Here is a 12,882-nt window from a genome sequence, read left to right on the forward strand (position 1 = left end):
GGCCGTGCGACGTCCGCCGGCCCATCGGGAATGCCAGCCGGCTGCCAACTGCCTGCATCAACTTCGGGATACTGTGAACCTTGGCCACACTGCGTCTGCGTCAACTTGTCACGCGCCATGTCGGTCCGATAGATCTGTCTGTCGCTGCCGCCGAGTGCGTCTGCATTCAAGGCGCGTCCGGTAGCGGCAAGACGCTCCTGTTACGCGCGATCGCCGATCTCGACCCCTGTCAGGGTGAAGCGTCGCTCGACGGCGTGCGCTGCGCCAGCGTGTCGGCTCCCGACTGGCGCCGCTCGGTGGCCCTGGTGGTGGCCGAGAGCCAGTGGTGGTCGGAACGTGTGCGCGAGCACTTCGACCACGGGGTCGATCCGGTCTGGCTCGAGCAGCTCGGCCTGCCAGCCGCGGCGATGGATTGGGATCTTGCCCGCTGCTCGACGGGCGAAAGGCAGCGGCTCGCCCTGTTGCGGACGCTGATGCTGCGTCCTGCCGCGCTGCTGCTCGACGAACCAACCGGCAATCTCGATCCGGACAGCACGCGGCGCGTCGAGGTCCTGCTCGACGACTATCGACGGCAGCAGCAGGCGGCGCTGCTGTGGGTCAGTCACGACGCCGGCCAGATCGAACGTGTGGCGCAGCGCCGCTTCGTCCTGCGCAACGGCAGGCTGGAGGAGGGCGGGCCGGCATGAACGTGATCGCCCTGTCGCCCGTCGACCTCACCGTCAGCGCGCTTCTCATCCTTGTCCTGGCCGGTCTGTCGCGGCGCCTGCGGCTCGGCGTCGAACGGCAGCTGCTGTTCTCCGCTGCCCGCAGCACCATTCAACTGCTGCTGATCGGCCTCGTCCTCAAGGTCCTGTTCGACAACGCGCACTTCGTCTGGGTGGCTTTGATGGCAGGGGTGATGATCACCGTCGCCGGACGCGAGGTGATGGTCCGCCAGAAGCGCCGATTCCTCGGCTGGCGGGGATTCGGCTTGGGAACACTGTCGATGTTCGTCTCTTCATTCACGGTCACCGTGATGGCGCTGGTCCTCGTCATCGGCACCACCCCGTGGTACGCGCCGCAATATGCCATCCCGCTGCTCGGGATGATCCTCGGCAATACGATGAACGGCATCTCGCTGGGGCTCGACCGGCTGACCCAGGACGCCGCACAGAAACGTCAGATTCTCGAGACGCGTCTGGCGCTCGGCCAGAGCTGGCAACGGGCAATTTCCGATAGTCGTCGCGAGGCCATCCGCGTCGGCCTCATTCCGATCATCAACGCCATGTCGGCGGCCGGCATCGTCAGCCTGCCGGGGATGATGACCGGCCAGATACTCGCCGGCACGCCGCCGGTCGAGGCCGTCAAGTATCAGATCCTGGTGATGTTCCTGATCGCCGGCGGCACCGGGTTCGGCACCATGGTGGCGGTCAGCCTGGCAGCCCGGCGCCTGTTCGACGACCGCCAGCGCCTGCGGCTCGACCGCCTGAGCCTGCCCGGGAGTTGATCCGCAGCGCCGGCCCGTGCACCGTGCAGCGGTTCAGCGGCTGACCGGGGGCACGATATCGCACGCGTGCTTCTCGGCCTGTTTGGCGGACTTCTTTTCCTGGGGACTCAACAGCGGCTGCTTCTTCTGTTCCTTGTTGCCCTGCCTTGTCTTGCCCCTGATCGTACTCCTCGTGAGCACCCGCGAACGCAGGTGTCTTTCGAGTATAGGCCGATCGTCGAGCAGAAACCGCCGGTCGGACAATGAGTTCCGGCCGCGGGGAGACCGTCCGTCGGCGGGCGGAACCTCCCTGCCGGTACGACGGTCTGTCAGTGAGGCCCAAGCGCCCGCAACCTTGGCCGAGGCGATTGTCCCTGTCGTTCGGGCTTCCGGGTGTCATCCACTTCCTTTACCTGCACGGGAGATTGTCATGAGCCAATACCAGATCGCCGTTGTCGTCGGCAGCCTGCGGCGCGATTCGTACAACCGCCGACTGGCGACCGCCGTCAGCCGGTTGGCGCCGTCCGACTTCTTGTTTGAGGAGGTGGAAATCGGCGATTTGCCACTCTACAACCAGGACGACGATGCCGCTCCCGCCGATTCGGTCCGCCGCTTGAAGGCAGAAATCGCGGCCGCCCAGGGCCTGCTGTTCGTCACTCCCGAGTACAACCGCTCGCTCCCGGGGGTACTCAAGAACGCGATCGACCACGCCTCGCGCCCGTATGGCCAGAGTGCCTGGGCCGGCAAGCCAGCCGGCGTCCTCGGTGCGTCGGTCGGCGCGATTGGCACGGCGATGGCGCAGCAGCATCTGCGCAACATCCTCGCCTACCTCGACGTGCCGACGCTTGGCCAGCCGGAAGCCTTCATCCACGCCAAGGAGGGTCTGTTCGACGAGGCCGGCAACATCGGCGAGGGCAGCCGGAAGTTCCTGCAGAGCTGGGTGGACCGTTACGTTGCCTGGGTGAAGAAGCACAACGACTGATAGCGGCTTGCTGCACCGCGAAAGTTGGCCGCCGAACCGGAGCGGTGGCTGCCATCGGCAAAGCGAATTGACCGCCAGCGATCTGCCCACGTATCCTCCTTGCGGGGGGCGATCGATTTCCTCTCCTTGGGCGTCCTTCCTCTCAAGAGGTGCGAAGCGAACCTATTCTTCGACGACCAGCGCCGCCACGGCAGAATGCCGCGCGCCGCTGACACCAGTGGCCGGTCAACGAGCGGCGTGCCGATCAAGGCGCGGCCGTGAAGGTGCTGCGCTACGCCGCCATCGGCTTTGCGGCGATCCTCGGCCTCGCCGTGCTGGCGATCGGCGTCGTCGCGCTCGTCTTCGATGCGAACCGCTACAAGGCGGACCTTGTACGCATCGTGCAGGAGAGGACCGGCCGTGTGCTGGCGATCGACGGCAACCTGCGTCTGACCTTCTTCCCGCAGATCGGCGTCGTCATCGAAAGGCTCGCGTTGTCCGGGCCGGCAGGTGCCGGCAAGTTCGCGAGCGTCGGCGAGGCGCGGCTCGGGCTGGCCCTGCTGCCGCTGCTGACGGGGACAGTCGTCGCCAACCATGTCGAGCTTGCCGACCTTGACGTCGAGCTGGTGAAGCGGGCGGACGGCACGACGAATTTCGAGGATCTGGCGCCGAGTCATGGACACCCGGCGCCTGCCGCGTTGCCCGGCCAGCCCGCCAAGCCGGTTGCCCCGCTGGCCCTGGAGATCGACGCGATTCGTCTGCGCCATGCGACCATCGTCTGGCGCGACGAAGCCAGCGGCCGCTCGCTGCGTTTGACCGGCTTCGATGCAAGGAGCGGTCGCATCGCCCAAGGGGCGCGCGGACAGGTCGAGATCGCAACACGCGTTGAGGCGTCGGAGCCCACGCTCAAGGTCGACCTCAAGGGCTCGGCGGGGTACCGTCTGGATTTCGCGCGAGGGGCGTTCGCGTTCGATGATGTCGATTTGCGGCTGGCCGGTGATGCGCCCGCTGACGTCGGTCTGGTGGCCATGCTCAGGGGCGATGTCGAAGTCGACCCGGCCCGCGATCTGGTCGACATCGCGAAGCTCTCCGTCGCGTTGACGACCCGGGATGGCCTCGACCTGAAAGCGAGCGTGCCGAAACTGCGCCTGACGTCGACCGGCGCGGTCGGCGAGGCGGCGAGCGCCGAGCTGAAACTGGTTCGGCCGGTGCGCACGCTGACGGCCAGGCTCGAATTGTCGGCGCTGGCGGCCGAGGGGAAGCAAGTCCGCTTCGCCAGACTCGGCGCGGAGGCCGAAGTGAAGCAGGGTGAGACGACCGTCGTCGTCAAGCTGGCATCGCCGCTGGCCATCGATTACGCGGCGCATACCGCCGATCTGTCGTCGCTCACGGGCGAACTCCTGGCCAGCGGGCCGCAAATCCCAAAGAAATCGGCGAAGGTTTCGCTCAGCGGCGGCGCACGCGTCGCCTGGGGAAAGCCGTCAAGCGTGAGCGCGGAACTCGCGGCGCAGCTTGATGACTCGAACCTCAGGCTGAAGATTGCCGTGGCCGATTTCGAGCACCCGGCCATCGACTTCGCGGTGACCGCCGACCAGCTCGACGTGGGTCGCTACCTGGCGCTGGTGGGCGCGTCCAGCGAGGGCACTGCGCACGTTCTGCAGGCCGCCGGCGCCGCCGCCCCGGCGGCCGCCGGCGGGCAAGCGGCCGCGCCGGAGAAGGCGATCGACCTGACGGCGCTCAGGAGTCTGAACGCGACCGGCAGCGTGCGAATTGGCGCACTCGCGGTGCGGCACATCAAGGCCGAGAACGTGCTCCTCGGTTTGCGGGCCGCTGCCGGCCGGATCGACATTGCGCCGCTCAACGCCAACCTCTATCAAGGCACGCTGGCCGGCAGCGCGAGCGTCAACGCGCACAGCAACCAGTTCTCGATGCGCGAAAAGCTGACAGGTGTTGCACTTGGCCCGCTGCTTCGCGACGCCGTGGGCGTCGACCGGCTTGCCGGACGCGGCAGCGTCGCGCTCGACCTCACGACTACCGGCACGACGCTCACCGCCTTGAAGCGGGCTCTCACCGGCAGCGTGCGCATCGACGTTCGCGATGGCGCGGTGAAGGGCGTCGATCTTGGCGCCATCATGCGCGCCGCAGGCTCGCTGCTGGGCTCGAAGGCAAGCGTCGAGGGGCGGGCCAAGGCCACCGACCAGACCGAGTTCTCCGAACTCTCGGCGAGCTTCGCGATTCGCCAGGGTGTCGCGCGCAGCGACGACCTCTCGGGCCAGTCGCCGCTGCTCAAGGTGACGGGCGCCGGAAGCATCGACATCGCCACGGAGCGCATCGACTATCTCGTCAAGGCTGCCCCGGTCGGGGCGATTCCCATTGGTCACGGCCGCACGCTGACCGTTCTCCGGGGAGTGGCGGTGCCGGTGCGAATAAGCGGTTCGCTTGCCGCGCCGGAGTACTCGGTCGACCTGGCTCAGTTGGCGGTCGAGTCAGCGAAGACCGGCGTCAAGCTCACCATCGGCGCGGCGGTGGGCGCTCCTGAAGGCGCTGTGCCGCTGGTCAAGGACCTGTGGCACGGCCTGCGCGGAAAAAAGTAGGCGCTGTGCCGGCCGCGCTGGCGAGTTGCCTGTTGCCTTGAGCCTTGCTGGTCGTCCGCGGCACCGCAGCCACTGAAGCGCTGGCTGGCGGTGTGCGACAAAGACGACCATTCGCACGCCGGATCAGGTATCGTTGCTTCCTGGCCCACAAGACATTACGCGAGTTGCCCCATGACGTCCTCCGATGCCGTCTGGCTGATCACCGGTTGCTCGACCGGTTTCGGCCGCGAACTCTGCAGAGCGCTGCTGCGCCGCGGCTACCGCGTCGTCGTGACGGCACGCAACCCGGCGACTCTGGACGAATTTGCCTTGGCCGGGAACGCCCTGGTCGCCGCCCTGGACGTGACCGTACCGCGGCAGATCGCCGACGTCGTCCGGCAAGCCGATGAACGGTTCGGGCAGATCGATGTGCTGGTGAATAACGCCGGCTACGGCTATCTCTCCGCGGTCGAGGAAGGCGAGGACGAGGAAGTCCGTGCGATGTTCGAGACCAACGTCTTCGGCCTGGCCAACATGACGAAGGCCGTCCTTCCCGGGATGCGCGCCCGTCGTCGCGGCCACATCGTCAACATCTCGTCGGTGGGTGGGCTGATCGGTTTCCCGGGCATCGGCTACTACAACGCCAGCAAGTTTGCGGTCGAGGGCCTTTCCGAGGCCTTGGCGAAGGAAACCGCGGGGCTCGCGATCAAGGTGACGATCGTCGAGCCGGGGCCGTTCCGCACGGATTGGGCGGGCCGCTCACTGAAGACGCCGAAGAACGCCATCGCCGACTATGCACAATCGGCGGGCGCCCGCCGGGCCGCCATCCAGGGCTATAGCGGCAGCCAGCAGGGCGACCCGGTACGCGGCGCGGAGGCGATCATCCAAGCCGTCGAAGCGCCGCAGGCGCCGCTTCATCTGCTCCTCGGCCGGCCCGCGTTCGACCTGACCGCCGCCAAGCTGAAGGAGTTCTCGGCGGAGATGGAGACGTGGCGCGAAGTCTCTCTGGGTGCCGACTTTCCGGACGCGGGTTGACCGGCGATGCTCGGCAGCATCGGCCTCCGCGCGCGGCATTAGCAAAGCATTGAACTTCTCGCCGAAGGGCCTGATTCCCAACCGCGCGCAGACGCTCGAGATACTGCGGCTGATGGGCAGGCATCGCCCCCTGCTGATGCTCCTTGGCGACGACGATGGCTATGGCACGCGTTGGCTGCTGGACGGCCAGGAGGTCCCGCCAGGAATCGCCAAGTACCTCATGCAGGCGGGTCTGGTTGCCGACGCGGGTGCCACCGGGTTCGGTGTGCGCAGGCTGGCGCTGACCGACTCCGGCAACCGCGTTCGCGAGAACGGCGAGACGTGGTGGACGAGCCTCGGCTTCATCGAACGTTTGAAAATCCGGATCCTCGGTTGATGAGGCGGGGCAATAGAAGATCCAGCGGCGCGCGCCGCCGCCGCCCGCGTTGCCCTGACGGTCCTGGCGGCGCCTGCGGGTGCCAGGGTGCTGCCGCGTCTGGTTGAGCCCGGCCCGAAGGCCCTGTCGCCCACCGGTGCGCCGAGGCGCGCAGGCAGCGATGCGAGCAGTGGCGTCGGTGACCGATCGGCGCCGCTGCCCATCCACCGCGTCAGAGGATGAAGTCGGAGATTCCCAGATCGGCGGTCTTCACACCGACCAGCAGAATCTCGTTACCCTCCCAACTGATCGATGCGTCATTTCCGATGGCTGCGATGTGCAGGTCCTTGAGTTTCGTAACACCGGCGTCGCGCAGATCGAGGCGGTCCACCCCATCCTGGAAGTCGGTGACGACGTCGCGACCCCACGCTTTGCCGAAGAGGAAGGTGTCCCCGCCGCTGCCGCCGCTGATCCGGTCGTTGCCAGCGCGACCGTCGAGAATATCCGCCCCGTAACCGCCGAGCATGACATCGGCACCGGAGCTGCCGATGATCCTGTCCTGGCCGCCACCACCGTCGATGCTCACCTTGCCGATAAAGGTGGTGGCACTGAAATCGAGCAGATTATCGGCCCAGTCGCCGAGCAGCCGCACCGGCCCGCCGGCGCCGGAGGCATCGACGGTCTCGACGCCGTTCTTCGGCGCGAACGCCGTCAGGCCGATATCGACCTTGCCACCGTAGGCGACGATGCGGTCCTTGCCGGCGCCGCCGTCGTAGCTGTCGTAGCCCTCGAAGCCGTTGCCGCTGTTGCCGGTGACGCGAAACGTGTCGTCGCCACTGCCGCCGAATAGCTGGTCGGTACCCGTGCCGCCGTGCAGCACGTCGTTGCCATTGCCGCCCGCCAGAACCTGATCACCCCAACTGCCGCCGTCGATGTTGTCGTCGCCGGCGCTGCCGATGATCGTGTCCTTGCCGCCACCCCCGTCGATGCTCACCTTGCCGACAAAGGTGGTGGCACTGAAGTCGAGCAGGTTGTCGGTCCAGTCGCCGAGCAGCCGCACCGGGCCGCCGGCGCCGGAGGCATCGACGGTCTCCACGCCGTTCTTCGGCGCGAACGCCGTCAGGCCGATATCGACCTTGCCACCGTAGGCGACAATCCGGTCCCTGCCGGCACCGCCGTCGTACTTGTCGTAGCCCTCGAAGCCGCAATCCGTGTTGCCGGTGACGCGGAAGATGTCGTTGCCGTCACCACCGGCCAGGCTGTCATTGCCAGTACCCCCGTAGATCAGGTCCTCCCCATCACCACCCGAGAGGCTGTCGCTACCCCACCCACCGTAGATCAGATCGTTACCGCCGCCACCCGCTACGGTGTCGTTGCCGCCGCCGGCGTTGATCTGCTCGCCGCGTTCGTCGCCGTTGATCGTGTTGGCCGCCTCGTCGCCAAGCACGATCGGCGCCTTGCCGTAGAAAAAATTGAGCCAGGTGGCGACGTCCGACAGCGTGGCATTGGGATTCCCGTCCTCGTTGAGAAAACGGCCGTCGCGGATCTCGAAGCCCAGATGATAGATGCCGTCACCAACGGTATCGACCAGGTTGCGGCCGAAGAAGTTGGTCGTCGCGCCGTTGCCCTGGACAAAGTGATAGCCACTCGTCTCATCGCCCTCGTCGTCACCGTGCAGATCCGTCCACTGCTTGAGCAGGGCAGCGTCATCACGGACAAGGCGGTTCATCTGGACAAGCTCTTCGACGGTGATCCAGCCGTCGGCATGGGCTCCGGTTTTTCCGATCAGATCGACGATGATCTGGTTCAGCGCGTTGGCCGCCTTGGCGCCCTGATTGATGTCGAAGGCCTCGGTATTGCGCGCCAGGCCGCGATCGCTCTTGATCATATCGACGATGCGGTCGAGCCCAGTCCCCGTGGTTGATGCATCGACGAGAAAATAGTTGAGCCAGTCGGCGACGTCCGACAATGACGCGTTGCGGTCGCCATCCTCGTTGAGGAGATGACCATCCTTGATCATGAAGCCAAGGTGGTAGATGCCGTCGGCGACGGTATTGACCAGATTCTCGCCGAAGAAGGTCGTCGTGGCGCCGTCGTTCTGGACCTTGTGAAAGCCTGTCTCAAGGCGCTTCTCGTCGTCGCCATGCAGACGGGTCCACGCGGCCTGGCGCCCGGCGTCAGCACGCAGGTAGCCATTCAAGGCGACCACGTCGGCGACGGAAATCCAGTTGTCGCCGGCGACGCCAGTCGCCGACAGGGCACCCCGCAGCATCTGGTTCAGCCCATTCGCAGAATCCGCACCGGCGGCGATCTGCGCGTCGGCGATCCGGCGATCGAGCCCGGGATCGGCCATGATCAGGTCGGTGATCCTGTCCAGCCCGGTGCCGCTCGTCGAATGGTCTGTGTAGAACTGGGTCAGCCACTCGGCCACTTTCTCGACAGAGGCGTTCGGATCACCGTCCTCGTTGAGGAAGCGGCCATCACGGATTTCGAATCCCATGTGGTAGATGCCATCAACGACAGTGTCGAGCAATTGCTCGCCCCGGTACCGGGTGGTACCGCCATCGTTCTGCACCAGATGAAAACCGGTCTCGAAGCCCGTTTCGTCGTCGCCGTGCGCCAGCGCCCATTCCGTTCTGAAATTGGTACGCAGATAAGCGTTCATCGCGGTGACTTCGGCAGCGGTGAACACCTTGTCGTCCGCCGCGTGGGTGGCCTGGGCGGCCTGCACGATCATCTCGTTCAAGCGGTTGGCCGCTTGCGCGCCGGCCCTGATGTCCTTCCCGTCCGTTGCACCGGCCAGGCCGAGGTCGCGGTAAATGTACTCGACGATCTGGTCGAGACCGGTGCCAGTCGCGCCATAGGTGGCCGCGGTAACCAGGCTGTAAGACTTGACACCGGAAGCAGTGGGCATTGTGGACTCCTCGGACGGGTAGGTGGTAAGGCGGGGCGTGAACTCGTGACGACGCAGGGGTGCCGGCAGCATCCCTCACCAACGTTGCGGATGCCATTATAGTCGACGTGGTCGCGACAGCTGGTGTTGCGGGTAGCGTTGTCACCTCCAGGCAGCGTCCTTTCGCGCTCCCATGCGAACCGGGTTTGCATGACCTGGCGACTGTGTGCGCAACGCATGCGCTTTGGCGAGACCACCAGCGAATGACCATCATCGAACAAGCCGCCGATCTGCTCAGACCGTTCATGGGCGAAGACCGTCGTGACACCTGGCTTACACTCGCCTTTCACGCCGAGCATCCGGACGTGTACCACGCGATTCCTCAGCGCGGTGCCACGAGGGATTTCGTGGTCGCTTGCGTGCGCCGCCTGCTCGAGCATGGCCGAGTTGGTTCGCGGCATGCCCTCTCGCTCTTGCTGGAGGCAGTCTGCAGCGCCGCGGGAGACGAAAGGCAGCCCGCCTTCCGGGCGCTGATCGAAGAACTGGACGCGCGCTGTCTCGGCGGCGCCGACCTCGCTGCCGCCCCTGTCTTCGCAGCCGCATTCTCTCCCAGTGTCCCGCCCCTGGGCGTCCGCCAGGCCAGCGCGCGTGATCCGCGTGTCTTCATCAGCTACTCGCGTAGCGACCGGCAGATCGCCGATCGTCTGTTCGCCGACCTGCAGCAAGCCGGCCACGCCTGCTGGCTCGACACCAGCGACATCCCCGGCGGCGAGGTATGGCTGGCGGCGATTGCCGACGGCATCGAGCGCGCCTACGCCGTCGTCAGCCTGGTATCCACGGCCGCCAACACCAACGACTGGGTGCGGCTGGAGTACCTGCAGGCAAGAAAGCGTGGCAAGCCAGTCTTTCCGCTGCTGACCGGCGATGGCGAGCCGCCGTGGTACCTGGCCGACCGCCAAGCGATCGCGATCGGCGGCGCCGATTACACCACGGGCGTACAGCGCCTGTTGCGTTCGCTGCCCGCGCCGCCGGCAGCGAACGCGGCAGACGCGATGCGCGCCCCGGCCGCGACGCCGCGCGAAGCCGGGCTGGCCTACCTCCGCCGTCTGCAACTCGGCGAGCTGGTGCACACCGAACTCTATACGCCGATGGCCGGCGTCGCCAGGGTGCTCACGCCGGCGGCACCGGCCGCGAGCCTGCCGGCCGTCGTCATGCGTCCGGAATTCCGTCACCTGCGGCGGCGCTCCGCCGCCACGGCCGAAGCGCGCAGCGAGTCGCGAGCGTACGAAGACATCGCGCAGGCTTTCGTCCAGGTGCGCCGGGCGGCGCTGCTCGGCGAGCCGGGCGCCGGCAAGACGACGACGCTGTGGAGGCTCGCGCACGACGCGCTGGAGGCAGCGCTCGCCGACGCGACCGCGCCGATACCGCTGCTCGTCAGCCTGGGCAAGTGGACCGAGACCGAGGAAGGACTGTCGGCCTTTCTCGAACGTCAGTTGGGCGAACTCGGCGCTCATCTCGCCAGCCTGCTCGCGTCCAGGCGCGCCGTGATCTTGTTGGACGGCCTGAACGAAATGCCGGTTGCCCAGCGCGCTGCCAAAGCTGCCGAGATCAAGGCCTTCCTCCAGCAGCACCGCGCACTGGCGGCCATGGTCACCTGCCGCGAACTGGACTACACCGGCGACCTGTCGCTCGAGCTCGATACCGTCAGCATCCGCCCGCTCGATCCGCCGCGCATCTTCGAGTTCGTCACCGGCTACCTGACACACGCGCTCGAATCGATCGAAACCGACTCAACGGCGCGCGAGGCGGCCGGGCGGGCGCGCGGCGACGATCTGTTCTGGCGCCTCGCCGGTGGCGAAGGCGTCCGCGAGGCGTGGCGGACTTGGCAAGCCGCCGGCGCGAGCCTTTCCCTTTTCTGGTCGGCGACCGAGGTTCCACGCGCGAATCCGGACATCTACAGTCGCACGACTGCGGCCATGGACCGCGCCTGGCAGCAGGCCGTGCACGATCCGCGCAGCCTGCTGCGGCTTGCCGGCAATCCCTATCTGCTCTACATGCTCACCTGCGTCTATGTCGATTCGGGCGGCGTGCCGCAGAATCGTGCCGTGCTCTTCGACCGCTTTGTCGAAGTCTTGCTGCTGCGCGAGCGTCTGGCCGAAGAGGCGGAAGCGGCAGTCGAGCCCCTGCGGCTCACCACGGATGGCGAGCGTCTGCTCGCCGCGCTCGAGGGTCTGGCGTGGAGCATGCAGTCGCGGCGCGGCAACGCGGCAGCGGATGGCGACGATGCGCGCGGCGACACCGCGACGGCGGTCGACCGGTCGGAGGCCGCCGAATGGCTCGACAGCGGCCTGCTGCACCGGGCCGCTGCTGCCAGCCTGCTGGCGGTGGGCGAGCGCGAGGTGAGATTCGCCCACCAGTTGCTGCAGGAATACTTCACCGCTCGCGGCATGCGGACGCGGCTGGCCTCGGGCACCTTGCACGCCGGCGAACTGTGGTCCGCCGCGCGCTGGTGGGAGCGCACCGGCTGGGAGGAAGCCGCCGTGCTGCTCGCCGGCCTGCACGGCGACGACTGCACGCCGGTCGTCGAATGGCTGCTGCAGGCACAGCCCGAGGTGGCGGCGCAGTGCATCGTCGGCAGCGGCGCGCGGCTGCCGGACGCGGCTCTGCGGCGCTTGCGGCAGGCGTGGTCACCGCGGCTCACCGATCTCGAACACGATCCCGAGTCCGAGGCGCGTGCCGCCGTCGGTCGCGCCCTGGGCCGACTCACCCTGGGCGGCCTGCCGCTCGACGACCGGCCCGGCGTCGGCGTGCGGCTCGACGCCGGGCGCAAACGCCTGGTGCCGGACATCGACTGGGTCGAAGTCCCTGCGGGGGAGTTCCGCTACGGAGAAAAGGACAGGAGGATCAGGCTGCCGGCTTTCCACATCGCCCGCTATCCGATCACCACCTGCCAGTTCCGCTGCTTCGTCGACGACCCGCAAGGCTATGCCGACCCCCGCTGGTGGGAAGGACTCGCGGAGCGGTCAGAGCGCCCTGCCGAAGCGGCCTGGGACTATGCCAACCATCCGCGCGAGACCGTTTCGTGGTTCGAGGCGATGGCCTTCTGCCGATGGCTGAGTCAGACGCTTGGCCACGAGGTCCGGCTACCGAGCGAGCAGGAATGGGAAAAGGCCGCGCGCGGCGTCGATGGTCGGGAATTCCCCTGGGGCGAATTCTCGCCGGGGCACGCCAACCTCGACGAGACATGGGATGGCGCCGGACCGCACTGTCTTGGGCTCACCTCGGCGGCAGGCGTCTATCCGCAGGGGGCCTCGCCGTGCGGCGCCCTCGACATGGCGGGGAACGTCTGGGAGTGGTGCCTGAACAGGTACGACAAACCGGGCGAGACCGATCCGGGTGGCGATGTCCGGCGCGTGGTGCGCGGCGGCTCGTGGGTCAGCGGCCGTGGGTTCGCGCGTTGTGCCTGCCGCGGCGTCACCCATCCCGGCTACCGCGGCAGCTATCTCGGCTTTCGGGTGTTGTGTGTCTCCCCCATCTCTTGAAGCGCTGGCCACTGGAGCACTGGTCTCTGTTCTTCTGGTTTGCTGGTTCTCTGAAGCG

General features: G+C 67.1%; 8 protein-coding genes. 7 read left to right on the forward strand and 1 reads right to left on the reverse strand.

Annotation, left to right across the window (positions count from 1 at the left end):
- Nucleotides 1–80: 80 nt before the first annotated feature.
- From CAP2UW1_RS11530 to CAP2UW1_RS11560, 6 genes are all read left to right on the forward strand, one after another.
- Complete coding sequence (locus tag CAP2UW1_RS11530) at nucleotides 81–686, forward strand: ABC transporter ATP-binding protein (RefSeq protein WP_015766790.1); 606 nt, start codon at nucleotides 81–83, stop codon at nucleotides 684–686.
- Entirely contained in the window at nucleotides 683–1,486 is an 804-nt protein-coding gene (locus CAP2UW1_RS11535; RefSeq protein ID WP_015766791.1) for an ABC transporter permease, read from the forward strand. Before CAP2UW1_RS11530 ends, CAP2UW1_RS11535 begins: the two co-directional genes overlap by 4 nt.
- 409 nt (nucleotides 1,487–1,895) lie before the next feature.
- Complete coding sequence (locus tag CAP2UW1_RS11545; RefSeq protein WP_015766792.1) at nucleotides 1,896–2,447, forward strand: NADPH-dependent FMN reductase; 552 nt, start codon at nucleotides 1,896–1,898, stop codon at nucleotides 2,445–2,447.
- A gap of 257 nt (nucleotides 2,448–2,704) precedes the next feature.
- Nucleotides 2,705–5,020 carry an AsmA family protein gene (locus tag CAP2UW1_RS11550; RefSeq protein ID WP_015766793.1) on the forward strand — a complete coding sequence of 772 codons (2,316 nt, stop codon included), beginning with the start codon at nucleotides 2,705–2,707 and terminating at the stop codon, nucleotides 5,018–5,020.
- A gap of 171 nt (nucleotides 5,021–5,191) precedes the next feature.
- Nucleotides 5,192–6,034, forward strand: coding sequence for an oxidoreductase (locus CAP2UW1_RS11555; RefSeq protein ID WP_015766794.1), 843 nt, complete (start codon nucleotides 5,192–5,194; stop codon nucleotides 6,032–6,034).
- A 49-nt stretch (nucleotides 6,035–6,083) separates the two neighbouring features.
- Complete coding sequence (locus CAP2UW1_RS11560) at nucleotides 6,084–6,410, forward strand: hypothetical protein (protein ID WP_015766795.1); 327 nt, start codon at nucleotides 6,084–6,086, stop codon at nucleotides 6,408–6,410.
- Nucleotides 6,411–6,621: 211 nt separating this feature from the next.
- Here the strand turns inward: CAP2UW1_RS11560 and CAP2UW1_RS11565 are convergent, their stop codons facing one another.
- Nucleotides 6,622–9,303: a calcium-binding protein gene (locus tag CAP2UW1_RS11565; RefSeq protein WP_015766796.1), complete on the reverse strand. Its 2,682-nt coding sequence runs from the start codon at nucleotides 9,301–9,303 to the stop codon at nucleotides 6,622–6,624.
- A 242-nt stretch (nucleotides 9,304–9,545) separates the two neighbouring features.
- Here CAP2UW1_RS11565 and CAP2UW1_RS23785 point away from each other — a divergent pair, with 242 nt between their 5' ends.
- Complete coding sequence (locus CAP2UW1_RS23785) at nucleotides 9,546–12,824, forward strand: SUMF1/EgtB/PvdO family nonheme iron enzyme (protein WP_015766797.1); 3,279 nt, start codon at nucleotides 9,546–9,548, stop codon at nucleotides 12,822–12,824.
- Nucleotides 12,825–12,882 lie beyond the last annotated feature (58 nt).

The sequence above is a fragment of the Candidatus Accumulibacter phosphatis genome (assembly GCF_000024165.1).
Classification (GTDB): Bacteria; Pseudomonadota; Gammaproteobacteria; order Burkholderiales; family Rhodocyclaceae; genus Accumulibacter; species Accumulibacter phosphatis.

What these genes read in the sequence shown, in the direction of transcription:
- CAP2UW1_RS11565 (WP_015766796.1), bottom strand. Translation starts at nt 9,303, where the DNA reads ATGCCCACTGCTTCCGGTGTCAAGTCTTACAGCCTGGTTACCGCGGCC.
- CAP2UW1_RS23785 (WP_015766797.1), top strand. Translation starts at nt 9,546, where the DNA reads ATGACCATCATCGAACAAGCCGCCGATCTGCTCAGACCGTTCATGGGC.
- CAP2UW1_RS11555 (WP_015766794.1), top strand. Translation starts at nt 5,192, where the DNA reads ATGACGTCCTCCGATGCCGTCTGGCTGATCACCGGTTGCTCGACCGGT.
- CAP2UW1_RS11535 (WP_015766791.1), top strand. Translation starts at nt 683, where the DNA reads ATGAACGTGATCGCCCTGTCGCCCGTCGACCTCACCGTCAGCGCGCTT.
- CAP2UW1_RS11545 (WP_015766792.1), top strand. Translation starts at nt 1,896, where the DNA reads ATGAGCCAATACCAGATCGCCGTTGTCGTCGGCAGCCTGCGGCGCGAT.